The sequence below is a fragment of the Glycocaulis alkaliphilus genome (assembly GCF_004000605.1).
GTDB classification, from domain to species: domain Bacteria; phylum Pseudomonadota; class Alphaproteobacteria; order Caulobacterales; family Maricaulaceae; genus Glycocaulis; species Glycocaulis alkaliphilus.
In genome coordinates this window covers 2,542,994-2,559,680 of the sequence record NZ_CP018911.1, presented here as the reverse complement: position 1 = coordinate 2,559,680, position 16,687 = coordinate 2,542,994, and the positions used below count along the sequence as shown (strand labels likewise).

The 16,687-nt window shown below is 65.1% G+C and carries 16 protein-coding genes and 1 tRNA gene; 10 read left to right on the top strand and 7 right to left on the bottom strand.

Annotated elements, in window-relative coordinates; genetic code table 11:
- Positions 1–30 precede the first annotated feature (30 nt).
- The 5 genes from yihA to map are packed head-to-tail and all read left to right on the top strand — an operon-like array spanning position 31 to position 3,927.
- A complete protein-coding gene (yihA, locus tag X907_RS12220; RefSeq protein WP_373870242.1) occupies positions 31–636 on the top strand; it encodes a ribosome biogenesis GTP-binding protein YihA/YsxC in 606 nt (201 codons plus the stop codon).
- The gene (locus X907_RS12215) at positions 633–1,619 is read left to right on the top strand and encodes a DUF1036 domain-containing protein (protein ID WP_127568401.1); all 987 of its coding nucleotides are present in this window, start codon (positions 633–635) and stop codon (positions 1,617–1,619) included. Before yihA ends, X907_RS12215 begins: the two co-directional genes overlap by 4 nt.
- A complete protein-coding gene (locus X907_RS12210) occupies positions 1,616–2,311 on the top strand; it encodes a pyrimidine 5'-nucleotidase (protein WP_127568399.1) in 696 nt (231 codons plus the stop codon). Before X907_RS12215 ends, X907_RS12210 begins: the two co-directional genes overlap by 4 nt.
- Positions 2,308–3,147: a 2,3,4,5-tetrahydropyridine-2,6-dicarboxylate N-succinyltransferase gene (gene dapD / locus X907_RS12205; protein WP_127568397.1), complete on the top strand. Its 840-nt coding sequence runs from the start codon at positions 2,308–2,310 to the stop codon at positions 3,145–3,147. The genes X907_RS12210 and dapD overlap by 4 nt, the downstream gene beginning before the upstream one ends.
- A 21-nt stretch (positions 3,148–3,168) precedes the next feature.
- Entirely contained in the window at positions 3,169–3,927 is a 759-nt protein-coding gene (map, locus tag X907_RS12200; protein ID WP_127568395.1) for a type I methionyl aminopeptidase, read from the top strand.
- Between the two features lie 102 nt (positions 3,928–4,029).
- Here map and X907_RS12195 read toward each other — a convergent pair whose 3' ends face one another.
- The 4 genes from X907_RS12195 to glmU all read right to left on the bottom strand — a co-directional run bounded on the left by X907_RS12195 (position 4,030) and on the right by glmU (position 8,296).
- Positions 4,030–4,626, bottom strand: coding sequence for a DUF2059 domain-containing protein (locus X907_RS12195; protein ID WP_170175551.1), 597 nt, complete (start codon positions 4,624–4,626; stop codon positions 4,030–4,032).
- A 103-nt stretch (positions 4,627–4,729) separates the two neighbouring features.
- Entirely contained in the window at positions 4,730–5,434 is a 705-nt protein-coding gene (rpiA, locus tag X907_RS12190; protein WP_127568391.1) for a ribose-5-phosphate isomerase RpiA, read from the bottom strand.
- Positions 5,431–6,903, bottom strand: a complete 1,473-nt coding sequence (locus X907_RS12185; protein ID WP_127568389.1) for an NAD-dependent succinate-semialdehyde dehydrogenase — start codon at positions 6,901–6,903, stop codon at positions 5,431–5,433. Before X907_RS12185 ends, rpiA begins: the two co-directional genes overlap by 4 nt.
- A 40-nt stretch (positions 6,904–6,943) precedes the next feature.
- Positions 6,944–8,296, bottom strand: coding sequence for a bifunctional UDP-N-acetylglucosamine diphosphorylase/glucosamine-1-phosphate N-acetyltransferase GlmU (glmU, locus tag X907_RS12180; RefSeq protein ID WP_127568387.1), 1,353 nt, complete (start codon positions 8,294–8,296; stop codon positions 6,944–6,946).
- A gap of 98 nt (positions 8,297–8,394) precedes the next feature.
- On the opposite strand from glmU, the gene X907_RS12175 reads away from it, so the two are divergent.
- Positions 8,395–9,093 (top strand): HAD hydrolase-like protein, encoded by a 699-nt coding sequence (locus tag X907_RS12175; protein WP_127568385.1) that lies wholly within the window; start codon positions 8,395–8,397, stop codon positions 9,091–9,093.
- A gap of 2 nt (positions 9,094–9,095) precedes the next feature.
- On the opposite strand, the gene X907_RS12170 is transcribed toward X907_RS12175, so the two are convergent.
- Positions 9,096–9,314 (bottom strand): phosphoglycolate phosphatase, encoded by a 219-nt coding sequence (locus X907_RS12170; RefSeq protein ID WP_127568383.1) that lies wholly within the window; start codon positions 9,312–9,314, stop codon positions 9,096–9,098.
- Between the two features lie 256 nt (positions 9,315–9,570).
- On the opposite strand from X907_RS12170, the gene X907_RS12165 reads away from it, so the two are divergent.
- The 4 genes from X907_RS12165 to X907_RS12150 all read left to right on the top strand — a co-directional run bounded on the left by X907_RS12165 (position 9,571) and on the right by X907_RS12150 (position 13,747).
- Positions 9,571–9,645 (top strand) — tRNA-Val (locus X907_RS12165).
- A gap of 348 nt (positions 9,646–9,993) precedes the next feature.
- Positions 9,994–11,034, top strand: coding sequence for an extracellular solute-binding protein (locus tag X907_RS12160; RefSeq protein ID WP_127568381.1), 1,041 nt, complete (start codon positions 9,994–9,996; stop codon positions 11,032–11,034).
- A gap of 26 nt (positions 11,035–11,060) precedes the next feature.
- Positions 11,061–12,692 (top strand): ABC transporter permease, encoded by a 1,632-nt coding sequence (locus tag X907_RS12155; protein WP_127569511.1) that lies wholly within the window; start codon positions 11,061–11,063, stop codon positions 12,690–12,692.
- Positions 12,689–13,747 carry an ABC transporter ATP-binding protein gene (locus X907_RS12150; RefSeq protein WP_233352350.1) on the top strand — a complete coding sequence of 353 codons (1,059 nt, stop codon included), beginning with the start codon at positions 12,689–12,691 and terminating at the stop codon, positions 13,745–13,747. The genes X907_RS12155 and X907_RS12150 overlap by 4 nt, the downstream gene beginning before the upstream one ends.
- 138 nt (positions 13,748–13,885) lie before the next feature.
- On the opposite strand, the gene ggt is transcribed toward X907_RS12150, so the two are convergent.
- Positions 13,886–15,616 carry a gamma-glutamyltransferase gene (ggt, locus tag X907_RS12145; protein WP_127568379.1) on the bottom strand — a complete coding sequence of 577 codons (1,731 nt, stop codon included), beginning with the start codon at positions 15,614–15,616 and terminating at the stop codon, positions 13,886–13,888.
- A 62-nt stretch (positions 15,617–15,678) separates the two neighbouring features.
- Complete coding sequence (locus X907_RS12140; RefSeq protein ID WP_170175549.1) at positions 15,679–16,632, bottom strand: LysR substrate-binding domain-containing protein; 954 nt, start codon at positions 16,630–16,632, stop codon at positions 15,679–15,681.
- Positions 16,633–16,687 lie beyond the last annotated feature (55 nt).

Below are 16,687 nucleotides of genomic sequence, written 5' to 3'. Positions count from 1 at the left end.
GAGGCGGCCCGGCTGGCCGCAGGCAAGCGCCTGTTCGCCCAGAATGTGACCTTCATCAAGGGCGCGGTCGGCATGGACGGGCTGCCGCCTGCCGACATGCCGGAGATTGCCTTTGCCGGCCGGTCGAATGTGGGCAAGTCCTCGCTCATCAATGCGCTGACCAATCGCAAGGATCTGGCACGCGCCTCTGGCGAGCCGGGGCGCACGCGCGAGCTCAATTTCTTTGATCTGGCCGGGCGCATCCGCATTGTCGATTTGCCGGGCTATGGCTTTGCCAAGGCGCCGAAAGATGTCGCCGCACGCTGGATGGCGCTGACGCGCGACTATTTGCGCGGCCGGGTCAATCTGAAACGCGTCATCCTGCTCATCGATGGCCGTCACGGCATCAAGCCGGCGGACGAGGCGATCATGAAAGTGCTGACCGAGGCGGCGGTCGGCTATCAGGTGACTTTGACCAAGCTCGACAAGCTGAAACCGGCCGAGCGCGAGGCGATGATCGCCACCACGCAGGCCGCCGTGGCCAAGAAGGTCGCGGCCTATCCGGTCATTGCTGCAACATCCTCCTCCAAGCGCCTTGGCCTTGACGCATTGCGCGCCGATATTGCGGATCTCGCAATACCGGAGCAGGAGAAATGATGCGGGCTGTGATGGTGCTGGCGGTGCTGGTCCTGGCGGGGATTTTCGCTCCGCAGGCGCGCGCTGGCGAGGTGTGCAACGAGACCAGCTATTATGTGGATGCGGCCAAGGCCTGGGGCGGGGAGAACGGTATCTCCGCGCAAGGCTGGCAGCGCATTGCGCCGGGTTCCTGCGTGCGCTTTTCAGGCATACCCTCCGGCGCGCCGCAATTTCTCTATGCGCGCACCAGCGAGGCCTATCTCGGCGGGGCGCGTGAATGGCTGGGCCGCACGCCGGTCTGCGTGGACCGCGCCAACTTCCAGATCGAGGGCGCGCAAGACTGCGAGGCGATGGGGCTGGAGCAGCGTGACTTCCGCCAGCTCGCCCCGTCCGAACGTGCGCGCGCCGTACTGGTCGAGCCCGATGATTTTGGCAGCCGGGCGCTGGAAGCAGGCGTGCAGCGCCTGTTGCAGACGCTGGGCTATGAGGTGCGGGTGGTGGACGGGTTTGCGGGCCGCCGCTCGCGCAACCAGATCGCCGCCTTCGAGCGCGATGCTGGCGCATCGTTTGGCAGCAATTACGAGCGGCTGATTGAGCGGCTGCACGCGGTCGCGCTGGAGCGCAACCGGGAAGTGGGCCTGAATGTCTGCAATCAGGCATCGGTCCCGGTCGGCATCGCGATTGCCCGTCAACGCAATGAACGCTGGCAGAGCCGGGGCTGGTGGCGCATCGAGTCCGGGTCTTGCATGCGCGTTATTGACGAGCGGCTGCAGCCCGGAGAGGTGTTTGTGTTCGCGCAGACCATTAATGGCGGCAATTCCGAGCCCTTGCGGCGCGGCGTAGAGGCGTTTTGTGTTGCGCCGGGACGGTTCACCTCCGAAGGCCGCGCCAACTGCGCAGAGCGCGGCTACACCCAGGTCCTGTTCCGCCCCAGCCCGGTGCCTGTGGAGGGTATCGCGCGCGTGACGCTGGAAGAGGCTGACTTTGAGGATCTCGTCCAGTGAAACGCCTTCTCCAGCGCGATGTATGGGTCTTTGATCTCGACAACACGCTTTACCCGGCACACACGGCGGTGATGAGCCAGGTCGAGGCGCGCATGACGGAGTTCGTCATGCAGCTGATGGAGTTGGAGCGCGAGGAGGCGTTCAAGATCCAGCACGGCCTCTGGCACGATTACGGGACGACGCTGAACGGGCTGATGGTCAATCACAAGATCAAGGCGGAAGACTTTCTCGAATTCGTCCACGACATCGACCATTCGGTGCTGGAACCCAACCCGGTGCTGGCGGACCATATCGCGGCGCTGGACGGCGCGCGCATCATCTATACAAACGGGTCGGTGCGCCATGCAGAGAACGTGCTCGCGCGCCTTGGGCTGGACCATCTGTTCGAGGGCATATTCGATATTGCCGCCGCAGATTTCACGCCCAAGCCCCAGCGCGAGAGCTTTGACCGCTTCATCAAGCGTCATGCGGTCAATCCGGCGCGCGCGGTGATGTTTGAAGACAGTGCGCGCAACCTCGAAACCGCTGCAGGGATCGGCTTTGCGACCGTGCTGGTGCGCGCCCGTGAGAATATCGGCAATGGCCACACGGCCGGGCCGGGCGAGCACCCCGAATTTGTAGACTATGCCGTAGACTGCCTCGACACCTTCCTTGGCGAAGTTGTCGAGGGCTTCAAGGAGACACCCGCATGAGCGACACCGCTGCCCTGAAATCTGTCATTGAATCGGGCTGGGAGGCACGCGATGGCGTTTCCACCGCGACTCAAGGCGAACTGCGCGATGCGGTGAACACCGCGCTCAGCGAACTGGATGCGGGCCGTCTGCGCGTGGCTTCCAAAGACGGTAATGGTGACTGGCAGGTCCATGAATGGCTGAAGAAAGCCGTGCTGCTCTCCTTCCGCCTTGAACCCAATCGCCGCCTGGGCCTGCCCGGCGCGCCGGTGCCGGGGCCGTGGTGGGACAAGGTCGCGGTCAAATGGGAGGGCTGGTCAGCCAGCCAGTTCGAGGCTGCGGGTTTCCGCGCCGTGCCGGGCAGTGTCGTGCGCCGGGGCAGCTTTGTCGCCAAAGGCGCGGTGCTGATGCCGTCCTTTGTCAATATCGGCGCTTATGTGGGTGAAGGCACGATGGTCGATACATGGGCCACAATCGGCTCCTGTGCGCAGATCGGGGCGAATGTACACATCTCCGGCGGGGTGGGCATTGGCGGCGTTCTGGAGCCGCTGCAGGCTGCGCCCGTCATCATCGAGGACAATGTGTTCATCGGCGCGCGCTCTGAAGTCGCTGAAGGCGTGATCGTGCGCGAGGGCGCGGTCATCTCCATGGGCGTGTTCCTTGGCGCCTCCACCAAGATCGTCGACCGGGCGACCGGCGAGATCACGCGCGGGGAAATCCCGTCCTATGCCGTGGTGGTGCCGGGCACGCTGCCGGACCCGAAGGGCGGGCCCTCGCTCGCCTGCGCGGTGATCGTCAAGCGCGTGGACGCGCAGACCCGCTCCAAGACCGGCATCAACGCGCTATTGCGGGACTAGCGCGTAAAAGAGGAAAGCCCAATGACGGTTTCCAACGAAGACGAGCTGGACGGGCTAAAGGAGATCGGCCGTATCGTCGCCAACACCATGCACGCCATGGCAAGGGCTATGGAGCCGGGCATGACCACGCGCGAGCTGGACGCGATAGGCGCTGCGCTGCTCGAGCGCGACGGCGCGGTGTCTGCGCCGCAATCCACCTATGGCTTTCCCGGCGCAACCTGCATCAGCGTCAACGAGGAGATCGCTCACGGCATTCCCGGCGACCGGGTGATCGCACTCGGCGACATGGTGAATATCGACGTGTCGGCCTCCAAGAACGGCTTCTTCGCCGATACCGGCGCGACGTTTACGGTTGGTCCGTTGCCTGCCTCACTCGAAACCCTGCGCCGTGACGGCAAGCGCGCCATGAATATCGGCATCGCACAGGTGGGCACAGGCAAGCCGCTGGCCGGGATCGGCAATGCCATCGGCCAGTTTGCAGACAAGCGCGGCTATACGCTGATCCGCAATCTCGCCAGCCATGGCACGGGCCGGGCCTTGCATGAATATCCCGAAGAGATCGCCACCTGGCCCACACGCAGCGACCGGCGCCGGATCGAGAGGGGCATGGTGATGACGGTCGAGCCATTCCTCTCCAGAGGCGGAATTTGGGCCGCTGACGGCGATGATGGCTGGACGCTCTATAGCGAACCCCACGCACCGACCGTGCAGTTTGAGCATACGGTCGTGGCGACGGACCGCGGCGCGATTATCGTGACGCGGCCTGATCTGGCCTCCTGAACTTCCGGAGGCCCTTGAGGGCCATCCGGGACCTTATGCAGGATAATCCTGAGAGAGGCCCCGGATACCGCTTTGCGGTTCCGGGGGTTCACTGTGTGGGGGTCAGCGCGCCAGAATGGCCTGTATCTCCGCCACCGAGCTGGAGACCAGGTTTTCACCAAAGCTTTCGGACGCGCGTTCAATGTCGCCGATGAAGCGCGGCTGGGCGGTGAGCCAGTTGCGTGCCGCCTGGCTACTGCCGAAACGCGCTACCTCGGCCTGCGCTTCGGGCGGGAGCGCCAAGATCAGCGCGGCCATGTCCGCGTCGGTCATTTCGCTGCCGCGGGCAATGGCGCGGGCCTGAACCTGTCCGGCCTCAGAGCGGTAATAGGCGGCCAGCTCGCGCAGGTCGGCGGTGGAAAGGTGGTTGGCAAGCACGCCTGACACCGTATCAAGAAAGGCCGGTTGCTCTGTCTCATAGCGGGCATTGAGCAGCGAGGCGATATCGCGGGCCTGATCGTCGCGAAGTTCTGGCCGCATCTCGCGTATGCTCTCCACCACAGCCGCGCCAACATCTGGCATATTGTAGAGGATCGACTGCCACATGCCGCTGGCATGGATGAAGTCGCGCGCCGCATCAATCCGTTCGGAGCGGTCGTCGGCGAGGCCTGCAAACGGCAGGGCGATAACGATGATAAGCGAGGTAAGCAGCGCGCGCATGGGCAGGGCCTTTCCGGCAATCATTGAACCGGACATAGCCTAGTAGAGCGTTCGCGCGGGCGATAGACCCGCGAGGCTTACAATCGGTGTCAGCAGGTGGGCCCTAAAGCTCCATCACCTTCACATCGTCATCCTCGCCGACGATCACGACGCGGGCCTGATCGATGAAGAGGCCGTGATCGACCACGCCGGGAATGGCGAGCAATTCGGCGTCCACGCTGTAAGCGTCTTCGATCGCTCCGCAGGCGCAATCGAGAATGTAATGGCCGCCATCGGTGATGAAGGGTTCGCTGCGGTCGCCCTGGCGGCGGATATCGACCAGAGGCCGCTCCACGCCGGCGCGGCGCAGCGCGTCGAAGACTTTCTTGGCCGTGATGGTCCAGCCGAACGGATCGACCTCGACTGGCAGCGGGAAGGCGCCGAGCGTCTCGACGAGCTTGGTCTCGTCCACCAGCACCACCATCAGATCGGCGGCATCGGCGATGATCTTCTCGCGCAGGAGGCATCCGCCCCCGCCCTTGATGAGGCGGAAGCCGCCATCAACCTCGTCAGCTCCGTCCACCGCCACATCAATGCGGTCGGCCTGCTCGATGGGGATGAGGGGCACACCCGCCTCAAGCGCGATCTGTTCGGTCTCGCGCGAGGTGGGAATGCCCTTGATGGAGAGATCACCCGCCGCGCAGCGCCGCCCCAGCGCCTTGACGAAAAGGGCGGCTGTGGAGCCCGAACCGAGCCCCACAATCATGCCGTCCTCAATATACTCCAGCGCCGCTTCAGCGGCTCTGGCCTTCTGGCTCTGCGCGCTCACTGATCGACCCCGCCAAGGAGGACGAATTTCAGCTCGGTGAACTCTTCGGCCGCCCATTTGCCGCCCTCGCGGCCAATGCCGGACTGCTTCATGCCGCCAAAGGGTGTGGCGGGCGAGCCGACCATCGGCGCGTTGACGCCGACCATGCCAAAATCAATGCCTTCGGAGATGCGGTGAATGCGTCCGGCATCGCGCGTGTAGAGATAGGCGGCAAGCCCGTAGGGCGTGTCATTGGCGAGCCTGATGACCTCGTCCTCGTCCTTGAACGGGTAGAGCGCGGCGACGGGGCCGAAAATCTCGTTGCAGGCAAGGCTCATCGAGTGGTCCGCGCCGGTGATGAGGGTCGGCTCGAAATACGCGCCGCCCATCTCGTCCACGCGTGATTTGCCGCCCGCGAGCACTTTGGCGCCCTCGGAAACGGCGTTCTCCACCAGCTCGGCCACGCGGCTGACGGCTTCTTCGTGGATCAGCGGGCCGACATCGGTGCCGTCAGCGAAGGGATCGCCGAGCTTCAGCTTCGCCACGCGCGTTTTGAGGAGTTCAGTGAGCTTGTCGATCACGCCTTCCTGTACGAAGACGCGGTTGGGCGACACACAGGTCTGGCCGGCCGCACGGAACTTGCCCTGAACCAGCCCGTCAGCGGCTTTTTCAAGATCGGCATCATCCATGATGATGAAGGGCGCATTGCCACCCAGCTCCAGCGCGACACGCTTGATGGTTTTCGCCGCCTGCTCCATCAGCAGCGCGCCCACCGGCGTGGAGCCGGTAAAGGCGATCATCGCCACCTCGTCAGATCCGGTGAGGACCGGGCCGATCTCGCCCGCTTCGCCGGTGACGACGTTAAACACGCCCTTGGGGAAGCCGGCACGGTCTGCCAGCTCGGCCAGCGCCAGCGCGGAGAGCGGCGTTTCCGCCGCCGGCTTGATGACGATGGGACAGCCCACCGCCAGCGCGGGGCCGCACTTGCGGGTAATCATGGCGGAGGGGAAGTTCCACGGCGTGATGCACGAGACAACGCCCACGGGCTGGCGGATCGTCCAGCCGCGCGCGCCCGGCGTCGGCACGGGCAGGGTCTCGCCATGCACGCGCCGGGCTTCCTCTGCGGCCCACTGGACGAAGCCAGCGCCATAGGCGACCTCGCCCTTGGCTTCTTTGAGTGGCTTGCCCATCTCGGCAGCCAGAATGATCCCCAGATCATCCTGATGCTCCATGATGAGCTCATACCAGCGATTGACGATGCGCGAGCGCTCGAACGCCGAGGTGCGCCGCCAGGCAAGGTTCGCCGCCGCAGCGGCCTTCACCGCGCGCTTGGCGCCCTCCGCCCCGACATCCGCGACATCAGCGACCTTTTCCCGGTTGGCCGGATTGTTGACGTCAAACCGGCTATCGCCCTTCACCCATTCGCCATTGATGAAGGAATCAGTGCGCCACAGGCCGGAATTTTTCAGGCGGGACTTGTAATCACTCATGGGGAGGTCCTTTCGCGTGTGGGGCCGGTTTCCCGGTCTATTATGCTTTCGTCTTGTCCTTGCGCGCCTGCATCATCTGGCGGAAGCGTGCCGCCCAGCCGGGCTTGTTCTCCTGCTTGGCGCGCGACAGAGCCAGCGTGTCATCCGGCACGTCTGATGTGATGACGCTGCCCGAGCCTGTAAAGGCCCCGCGTCCAATGTTCACAGGCGCGACCAGGCTGGTATTGGACCCGATAAACGCGCCATCGCCGACAATCGTTCGATGTTTGAAGAAGCCATCATAATTGCAGGTGATGGTGCCAGCGCCGATATTGGCCTTCGCGCCAATGTCGGCATCGCCGATATAGGACAAATGATTGGCCTTCGCGCCGGCGTGCAGGACCGCGTTTTTCACCTCGACGAAATTGCCGATTTTCGCTCCCGTCTCCAGCACCGCGCCGGGGCGCAGGCGGGCATAGGGGCCAACGGACGCGTTCTCGCCAACGCTTGTCCCCTCCAGATGGCTGAAGGCATGGATCAATGCGCCGGTCTCGATGCGCACGCCGGGGCCAAAGACCACGTTCGGCTCCACGATCACGTCATTCGCAATTTGCGTGTCATGGCTGAAGAACACGGTTTCCGGCGCAATCAGCGTTACGCCCGCCTCCATGGCGGCGGTGCGGGCGCGCGCCTGAAAGGCGGCTTCGGCTTCGGCCAGATTGGCGCGGGAGTTGACGCCCAGCACCTCATCTGCGTCCGCGCGCACCGCGCGGGCGGTGTGTCCGGCAGCAACACCAAGCGCCACGATGTCGGTCAGATAATACTCACCCTTCGCGTTGTCGTTCGTGACCTTCGAGAGCAGGTCAAACAGCACGCGCGCTGGCGCTGCCATTACGCCGGAATTGCACAGGCGCACGGCTTTTTGCTCGGCGCTGGCTTCCTTTTCCTCGACAATGGCGGTGAGCGCGCCGGACGCGTTTTCGATCAGGCGGCCATAGCCGGTGGGATTTTCCGGCTCGAAGCCCAGAACGGCGATGTCCGCGCCCGAATCGAGCGCCGCAAAGACGGCCTGCAGCGTTTCGGTGCGGATGAGGGGCGTGTCAGCAAAGAGCACGGCCACATCGCCGTCAAAACCGGTCAGCGAGTCCTTGCCGCACAGCACGGCGTGGCCGGTGCCCATGGGCGGATCCTGCAGGGCGGTTGCCGCGCCAGCGGCCTCTGCGCGGGTCTTCACCTCCGGCCCGTGCGCACCCCAGATCACCACCTGGCGGTCCGCGCCGCATTGACCGGCCAGCGCGAGGCTCCAGTCCAGCATGGGGCGTCCGCCGACAGCATGCAGCGGCTTGGGCAGGTCCGATTTCATGCGCGTGCCATGGCCAGCTGCCAGAATGATGACTGCGCGCGCCTTTGCCATGGGATGCCCTTTATCCTGCCTGCCGCCGGGCGCTGTTATCACAGGCCCGCCCGCGCTATAGCCCATCGGGCGCATACTTGCGAAGGGGAAGACTGGCCATGACGCATTTTGAGGCCCTGCGGGGGGCGTCCATCGCGTTTGACCTAGATGGAACGCTGGTGGACACGGCCCCTGATCTGGTGCGGGCGCTCAATGAATCGATTGCCCGCTTCGGCCTTGATCCGGTGCCGGTCGATGATGTTCGCGCCATGGTCGGACGTGGCGCGCGGGCGCTGATCGTGCGGGCTTTCGACCGGGCCGGGGCCGTTCTGGAGCCGGACATGGCCGAATCGGCGCTGTCGCATTTCCTGATGACTTACGGAGCCGATATTGCCGCGCACAGCCGCCCGTTTGCCGGGGTGGAGGCCGCGCTGGATGTCCTGGCGGCATCGGGCGCACGGCTTAGCGTCTGTACCAACAAGCCGTCCGCGCTGGCGCGCCAGCTGATGGAGGCGCTGGACCTGACAGGCCGGTTCGAGCGGATCACCGGGCCGGAGGACGCGCCGGCCAAGAAGCCGGACCCGTCCCATCTCCTCACCGCCGCCGGCGAGGGCGATGCCGGGCGCTTCATCGCTCTGGTGGGCGATTCCGAGCCTGACGCGCTGGCCGCACAGGGTGCAGGCGCCGCCAGTGTGCTGTTTTCGGGAGGTTACAGCGAAAAGCCGGTCAGCACGCTGGGCGCTGACCGGCTTTTCGATCATTTCGACGATCTGCCTGCCATGCTCGCCGAACTGGCAGCGGGCAGGCGACCGGCCTGAAATTACGCGCTGCGGCGATTCTCGCCACGGTCATTGGCCGGGCGCGGCATGCCGTTGACGAGGTTGGAGCGCACATCGGTGCGGGCAGACCGCATGGCGGGCATGAAGCCAGCGTCCACGAGATCGACGGTCACGTCGTAACCGCGCTCTTTCCAGTAGGCTTCGATACGTTCTTTCAGGCGGCGCGCGCCTTCAGGCGTGCAGAGGTCATTACTGGCCATGTCTCTATTCTCCTTCGACGCGCTTAGGGCCTTGAAGCGCACCGGCTTTGGTGACTGTCGGGTGTCATGCCGGGGCCGCTTCTTGCGCCCGGCTGTATGAGGCATATAGATGCTTTGTCTTCTTGACGGAAGTGTGACGAAAGCCCTCCTCGCGAATATGTTATCAAGCCAGTGAATGCATGCAGCGAATTCGGGCCCGCTTAGCGATCCAGTGCTTGACCGCGTGCGTGTTTTACCTCTATACGCCGCTCCCTCCGGGCGATTAGCTCAGCGGTAGAGCACTTCGTTCACACCGAAGGGGTCACTAGTTCGATCCTAGTATCGCCCACCAGATTTCCTCATTAAATCTGTGTAATGCCGGATTTTCGACTGCCCGCAGGCCCAGGCCTGCAAGGGCAGTCGAAGCCGGCTATTGCACATGGCATGGCCAGCATCGCCTTACCGGATGCGGATCACTTTAAAGTGACCATTGGCGAAGTGGCCGCTTGTCGCGCCACTTTGGAAATGTTGTCTTTCCTTTTGGGAAACGCCGGGCGGGGCCCCGTGGCTGCATGGACGTTCAATTAATTCGCTATTGCTCTTGCGAAGCGTTCGCAGAGCTGGCATGACAGCCCGGTAACGGCGCCGGACCCTTTTGACGGAGGTTCTTTGTGCTGCTGCAAACCGTAAGAGGAACGCCATGTCTGACCGTCTCCGCCTTTCCATAATCGGCGCTCTGTGTGCCTCGCTGGGTCTGGCCGCCTGTGGCCAGCCCGAGCAGGACAGCGTCGTCAACGTGTTCTCGGCGCGCCATTACGCGTCCGATCAGGAAGTGTTCCGGGCCTTCACCGAAGAGACCGGCATCGCGATCAATCTGGTCGAGGCCGACGGCGATCTGCTGATCGAGCGGGTTCGCGCCGATGGCGAGCGGTCGCAGGCTGATGTCATCATCACTGTCGATGCAGGCCGTCTGCACCGTGCCGAGCAGGCGGGCCTGTTCCAGCCAGCAGGCGATCTGGGCGGCATGCTGGACCGGGTGCCCGACACCCTGGTGCATCCCGATAATCTCTGGTTCGGCTTCGCGACCCGCGCCCGCGTCATCGTTTATGCGCAGGGCCGTGTGGACCCGTCGGAGGTGCAAACCTATGCCGACCTTGCCCGTCCGGAGTTTGAAGGCCGGGTGTGCGCGCGCTCTTCTTCCAATGTCTATAACCAGTCGCTGGTAGCCGGCATGATCGCCGAAGATGGCGCTGAGGCGGCAGAAAGCTTTGCGCGCGGCATCGCGCAGAATCTGGCCCGCACCCCGCAGGGCGGCGATACCGACCAGATCCGCGCCGTGGCCGCTGGTGAATGCGATGTCGCCATGGTCAATCACTACTATCTTGGCCGTTTGCTGAACGCCTCTGACAGCGCGGACCGCGCGGTGGGCGAGGCTGTCGGCGTCGTCTTCCCCGATCAGGGCCGGGGCGGCACGTATGTGAACATCTCCGGCGCGGGCCTTGCAGCCAATGCGCCCAACCCTGAAGCCGCGCGGGCGCTTCTGGCCTTCCTTCTGTCGGAGCGGGCCCAGCGCGCCTTTGCCGAACTTACCAATGAGTTTCCCGCCGACCCGTCTGTCAGCTATGACAACACCGTTCTTGATGGGTTTGCCGGTTTCGAGGCGCGTGATCTGAACGTCAACGCGCTGGGCGAAAACGGCGCTGAAGCCCAGCGCATTTTTGACCGGGTGGGATGGCCATAACCGATACTGCCACACTGCGCCGCAGAATGACGGGCCGGACAGGATTACATCCTGTCTGGCTCGCTGCTTTTGCAGGCCTTTTGTGCGCCGCGCCTTTGCTGGCCGTGGTGTGGCTCGGCGTGTCCGGCCCGTGGAGCGATTATCTGATCCACATTGCCAATACGCGCCTGGCCGAATTCCTCATCAATACCGCGATTGTGGGCCTGACGGCGGCGCTTCTGGCGGGCGTTATAGGCACAGGCACGGCCTGGCTGGTCACGCGCCACGTGTTTCCGGGCCGCAATGTGTTTCAGTGGATGCTGGCCCTGCCGCTGGCCATGCCCGCCTATGCGGCGGCCTATGGCTGGTATGACCTGACGCAAGGCGCGGGCCCGCTGGGCGGGCTGGTGCCCGCCGTGCATGGACCTCTTGGCGCAGGCGCGATCTTTGGCCTCGTCTTCTATCCTTATGTCTATCTGCTGGCGCGTGAGAGCTTCTCGGCCCAATCCGCCGACGCCTATGATGCGGCGCGTACGCTGGGGTGTTCGCCCTTCCAGGCTTTTGCCCGCACCGCCCTGCCCATGGTGCGCCCGGCCATCGCGGCGGGCCTTGCGCTGGTGGTGATGGAGGCGCTGGCAGACTATGGCACGGTCAGTCATCTGGGCGCGCCGACCCTGACCGTGGCGCTGATGCGCGCCTGGGCGGGCGAGGGGTCGATCCCTGATGCGGCGCGCCTTGCCATGCTGCTGGTCTCGATCACCTTCCTGATTTTCATGGCCGAGCGGGCCTTGCGCCGCCGCGCGCGTCAGACAGCGGCGTCTGGCCATGTGCGTGCCTTCCGCCGTCAGAGTCTCTCCCCGCTTGCCGGAATGCTGGCGGCCTTTGCGTGCCTCATGCCCGTGCTGATGGGTCTCGTCATCCCGGCGGCAAGGCTGGGCTGGCGGGCGGCCTATACGCCGGCTGCAACCGGGCTGATGGATGCGGCGGTAAACTCGCTGATGCTGGCGGGCGTATCCGGCCTGCTGGCAGCGGTTATCGGGCTGGGACTTGCCTATGCCATCCGCACCCGAAAGCTTGCCGGAAGAGCCTCTGCCCGTATTGCCTCGATGGGCTATGGCGTACCGGGCGCGGTGGCGGCGCTGGGCGTGCTGATCATCTTCGGCACATTGCAGGGCTGGCTGGATACGGGTTGGCGTTCCCTCACAGGTTCGCCCTTCCCGCTGGTTCTGACAGGCAGCGCGCTGGCGCTGATCTTTGCCTATCAGGCGCGTTTCATCGCCGCCGCCATCGGCCCCAGCGAAAGCGCGCTGTCGCGCGTCACGCCCTCCCTTGATGCAGCCGGGCGCACTCTGGGGGCAAGACCGCTGGAACTCGCCCGGCGCGTCCATTGGCCGCTGGTCTCGTCGGGTGTCGCGCTGGCAGGCCTGCTTGTATTTGTGGAGGTTCTCAAAGAGCTTCCCGCGACGATGATCCTAAGGCCCTTCAACATGAACACGCTGGCCGTGACCGCGCACAATTATGCCGCCGATGAAAGGCTGGGCGAAGCGGCCCTGCCCGCGGTGCTGCTGGTTGTGGCGGCATTGCCGGCGATGATCTGGATTGCCCGGCGCATTACCGCCACAGAGCGTGCGCGCGCCAGTGTGCCTCCCTCCGAAGCGATACCGGGGCTGGCCGAATGAACATGATGGCAAACGATACGCCGCGCGTGGTGATTACCGGCGCCGAGGTGCGCCTTGGCGGCGCGGACGGTGTCGCCGTGCGCGGGGCTGATCTGTCTCTACGTGCCGGTCAGGTAACGGCGCTGCTAGGGCCGTCCGGGGCAGGCAAGTCGACGCTGCTGCGCGCGATTGCCGGTCTGGAACGCCTGCATGCGGGCGAGATCGTGTCAGACGGGAATGTGTGGAGCGGGCCGGGCATGCATCTGGCGCCGGAGCGCCGCCGCTGCGGGGTGGTGTTTCAGGATTACGCCCTGTTTCCGCACCTGACCGCGATCCAGAATGTGGCTTTTGGCCTGCGTCATTTGAGCGGCGGTGAACGCCGCCAGCGCGTGATGGAAAGCCTTGAGGCGGTGGAGCTGACCCACCGGGCGCGCGCCTATCCGCACGAGCTTTCAGGCGGTGAGCAGCAACGCGTCGCGCTGGCCCGCGCGCTGGCGCCCGAACCTGCCGTCATGCTGCTGGACGAACCGTTTAGCGGGCTCGACCGGCGGCTGCGCGCCGACCTTTCCGCGATGACGCTGGACGTGCTGCGCCGCTCCGGCACGGCCTCGCTCATCATCACGCACGACGCCGAAGATGCGCTGGCCAGCGCCGACGAAATCGCGCTGATGGAGCGTGGCAGCATCATCCAGTCGGGCACGCCTGACGCGCTCTATCTCGCGCCTGCCAGTGAAAGTGCGGCGCGCATGCTGGGCGATGTCGAGGCCTTTGCCAGCAGGGTGGACGGCGGCAAGGCATCAACGCCTCTGGGTGTGGCCGCCGCCCCTCAACCCGATGGCAGCGCCGTCACCGTGCTGGTGCGCCCTGAGGGCATTCTCGTTGGCGCGGGGGGCGAAGCCGGGGCGTCTGCCCGTATCGTCTCACGGCGCCCTGCTGGCCCCGTGGTCGTGCTCCTGATCGCGCTGGCGTCGGGTGAACGGGTGACGGCCCGCGCGCCGGTCAGCCATCCGGCACAGGCCGGTGACGCGGTGTCTCTCGTCCTGGACCCGGCTTTTGTGAGTGTGGTGGCGAGGTAGGGTTTTCACGCTCTGGACGTGAAACCCCGGAAGCCCGAAGGGCTGTCCGGGGCCTTGTCCCGCTTCTCCTGCACGAGGTCCCGGCTCTGCGCTACGCTTGGCCGGGAGTTCAAGATGGGTGGAGATTGATCAGTCCCCCTAGGGCCGTCCGGCCACGCCGTCCCGGCGGGGGTCCGCCCCGCCTTCCAGCATGCCGTCCGCATTCAGGCGGATGATGTGGATGCCGGAATTTTCGCCCTGCTCGCCGCGTATCTGGTGGCCGAGCGCGCGCAAACTCTCCAGCAGCTCTGCATCAAAGCCGCTCTCAATGCTGACCACATCGCCGCGCGCGACGATATTGGGAAGGGCGGCTGCCTCCTGCGGCGTCATCCCCCAGTCCAGCATCGCAACCAGCGTCTTGGCCGTGTAGGCGATGATGGAATTGCCGCCCGGAGAGCCGGTGGCGATCAGGAAATCGCCTTCGGCATCCAGCACGATTGTCGGCGACATGGACGAGCGCGGACGCTTTCCGCTTGCCGGCGCATTGGGATGGGTGCGCCCGTCTGCATCCCTTGGCACGAAGGCAAAATCGGTGAGCTGGTTGTTGAGCAGGAAGCCGCCTTGCGTCATCCGGTTATTGCCGAAAATGGACTCCACCGTGGTGGTCATCGAGACGACATTGCCGAACGTGTCGCGGATGGAATAGTGCGTGGTGCCGGGAGCGTCCGGCGTCGTATCGGCGATCACTTCCGGCGCGCCGGGCGGGGTACCGTGACGGATCGCCGGGATCGCTGCATCGATGGAGATCAGGCGGCGGCGCTCGGTCAGGTAGGCATGGTCCAGCAGACCCTCAACCGGCACATCGGCAAAGGCCGGATCGCCGACATACTGATCCCGGTCGGCATAGGCCAGGCGGCTGGCCTCGATGAAGAGATGCCAGCCCTCGACCGTGTCCGGGCCGAACGCGCTCATCTCGAACCCTTCCAGCAAGGTCAGGATGGCCCCGACCGCGACCGCGCCCGATGAGGGCGGCGGGGCCGAGCAGACCTGATAGACGCGGTAGGGCACACAGATGGCCTCGCGCCGGACCGGCTCATACGCTTCCAGGTCTTCCAGCGTCAGGAGACCGCCCCGCGGATCGCGCGATGCGGTGGCAATGATGTCTTGCGCGATCTCGCCGGTGTAGAAATTGTGCCAGTCAGCCGCGACGGCCCGCAGCGTGTCGGCATAGCCCGGATTGGTACGGATAAAGCCCTCAGGGTGGGCATTGCCCTCTTCATCGTAGAAATAGGAGCGGGCAGGCTCCTGACGCGATAGCTGGGAAATCTGTGCCACGCGGGTGGCCATGGCAGAGGTGCGCCCCGATAGCGGGAAACCCTCTTCGGCCAGTTCAATTCCCGCCTCGAAACTTGCGGACCAGTCCAGCCGGCCATGTTCCTCATGGGCCATGGCCAGCATGGCCACCGCCCCGGGCGCGCCGGTGGACTGGCCGCTCTGCCAGGCATCGAGATAGGCCAGAGGCTCGCCGTTTTCGTCCAGCCAGTAGTCTTCTGTTACCGCCGCCGGGGCTGTCTCGCGCCCGTCATAGACCGTGACGGCGCCCGTCTGCGCGTCATAGCGCACCATGAAGGCCCCGCCCGCAATGCCGGAGCTCTGCGGCTCGACCAGACCCAGCACCATCTGCACGGCAATGGCGGCGTCCACCGCATCGCCGCCCCGGCGCAAGACATCCAGACCGGCCTCCACGGCCAGCGGATGAGCGGCGGACACCATAGCTTCCTCGCTGCCTGTAACCGGACCCGAAGTGCTCTGCTGCGCGCTGTCATCGCCGCTGCAGGCAATCAGGGCAAAGGGCAGGGCGGCGGTGAGGAGGAAGCGGTTCAGATACATGGACGGTCTCTCTCTCTTTTCCAGTCAGTCCGGTGGAAGGTGTGGCGTGGCAGCGGGTTTGGCTAGACCCCCGCTGTTTCAAAGGGCCTTGCCTCTTCGGTCAGGAAGCTCGCCAGCGAGCGCGCGGCACGGCTCAACGGGCGTCCTTCGGGTGACAATAGATGATAGCGCCAGGACAGCGGTGTCACCCCGTCGGCGATGAGGGTGACGAGGCGTCCTTCCGCGACGGCGTTTTCGGCCAGCGAGGCGCGTACCAGCGCCACGCCGCGCCCTGATACGGCGGCGCGCACGGCGTGATCAGGCGCGCTGACATGATCGCCTTGAGCGAGATCGGGCCGGTTCAGCCCGCGGCGCGCCAGCCAGACCTGCCAGTCGGGTTGGGACGGATCGCGTGCCGGGGTCGTGTCATGAATGAGCGGCAGGGCGAGCACGGCCTTGCGCCAGTCGCCATCGCACTGCTCGAGCAGGTCAGGTGCGACGGCGGGCATCAGGCTGTCCGACAATAACGGGCGCACCGCATAGCCAGGCCATTGCCCGTCGCCGAAGCGTATCTCTATATCCAGCCGGAAGCGGTCCAGATCGTCCGTGCCGGGATCGCTGATCAGGTTGACATCACTGCGTCCCGCCCGGGCAAGGCGCGGGGCGAGCCAGGCGGCGGCAAAGGCACCGGGAACCCCCAGACGCACCCGCGCAGGTGCGGCGCCTGCAAAACGCAACCGCGCGCTGGCTTCGGCGAGGCTGGCAAACGCCTCGTGCAGATAGGGCGCCGCATCGGCGGCCTCCACGGTGAGCAATACGCCCTGCCCGGTGCGCTCCAGCAGGCGGGTCTTGAGCACATCCTCCAGAAGCCGGATCTGTTGGGATACGGCGCCCGGTGTGACGCCCAACTCTCTCGCAGCTGCAGCAAGGCTGCCGCGCCGGGCGGCTGCCTCGAAGGCGCGCAGGGCATTAAGCGGCAGGAGCGGTTGTGGCGCAGACGAGGCCAGCTCTCCATCGTTCAGATTTTCTAATGCCATCCCTAGGTCCGCTCGATTGCGCTCGCGCTGTGTAACGGGCCTTTTGTCTACAATG

Excerpts from the sequence above, each read along its gene's own strand:
- map (WP_127568395.1), top strand. The coding sequence starts at position 3,169 with ATGACGGTTTCCAACGAAGACGAGCTGGACGGGCTAAAGGAGATCGGC.
- X907_RS12140 (WP_170175549.1), bottom strand. The coding sequence starts at position 16,632 with ATGGCATTAGAAAATCTGAACGATGGAGAGCTGGCCTCGTCTGCGCCA.
- X907_RS12155 (WP_127569511.1), top strand. The coding sequence starts at position 11,061 with ATGACGGGCCGGACAGGATTACATCCTGTCTGGCTCGCTGCTTTTGCA.
- X907_RS12150 (WP_233352350.1), top strand. The coding sequence starts at position 12,689 with ATGAACATGATGGCAAACGATACGCCGCGCGTGGTGATTACCGGCGCC.
- X907_RS12195 (WP_170175551.1), bottom strand. The coding sequence starts at position 4,626 with ATGCGCGCGCTGCTTACCTCGCTTATCATCGTTATCGCCCTGCCGTTT.
- X907_RS12185 (WP_127568389.1), bottom strand. The coding sequence starts at position 6,903 with ATGAGTGATTACAAGTCCCGCCTGAAAAATTCCGGCCTGTGGCGCACT.
- dapD (WP_127568397.1), top strand. The coding sequence starts at position 2,308 with ATGAGCGACACCGCTGCCCTGAAATCTGTCATTGAATCGGGCTGGGAG.
- X907_RS12160 (WP_127568381.1), top strand. The coding sequence starts at position 9,994 with ATGTCTGACCGTCTCCGCCTTTCCATAATCGGCGCTCTGTGTGCCTCG.
- X907_RS12215 (WP_127568401.1), top strand. The coding sequence starts at position 633 with ATGATGCGGGCTGTGATGGTGCTGGCGGTGCTGGTCCTGGCGGGGATT.
- X907_RS12175 (WP_127568385.1), top strand. The coding sequence starts at position 8,395 with ATGACGCATTTTGAGGCCCTGCGGGGGGCGTCCATCGCGTTTGACCTA.
- ggt (WP_127568379.1), bottom strand. The coding sequence starts at position 15,616 with ATGTATCTGAACCGCTTCCTCCTCACCGCCGCCCTGCCCTTTGCCCTG.
- X907_RS12170 (WP_127568383.1), bottom strand. The coding sequence starts at position 9,314 with ATGGCCAGTAATGACCTCTGCACGCCTGAAGGCGCGCGCCGCCTGAAA.
- glmU (WP_127568387.1), bottom strand. The coding sequence starts at position 8,296 with ATGGCAAAGGCGCGCGCAGTCATCATTCTGGCAGCTGGCCATGGCACG.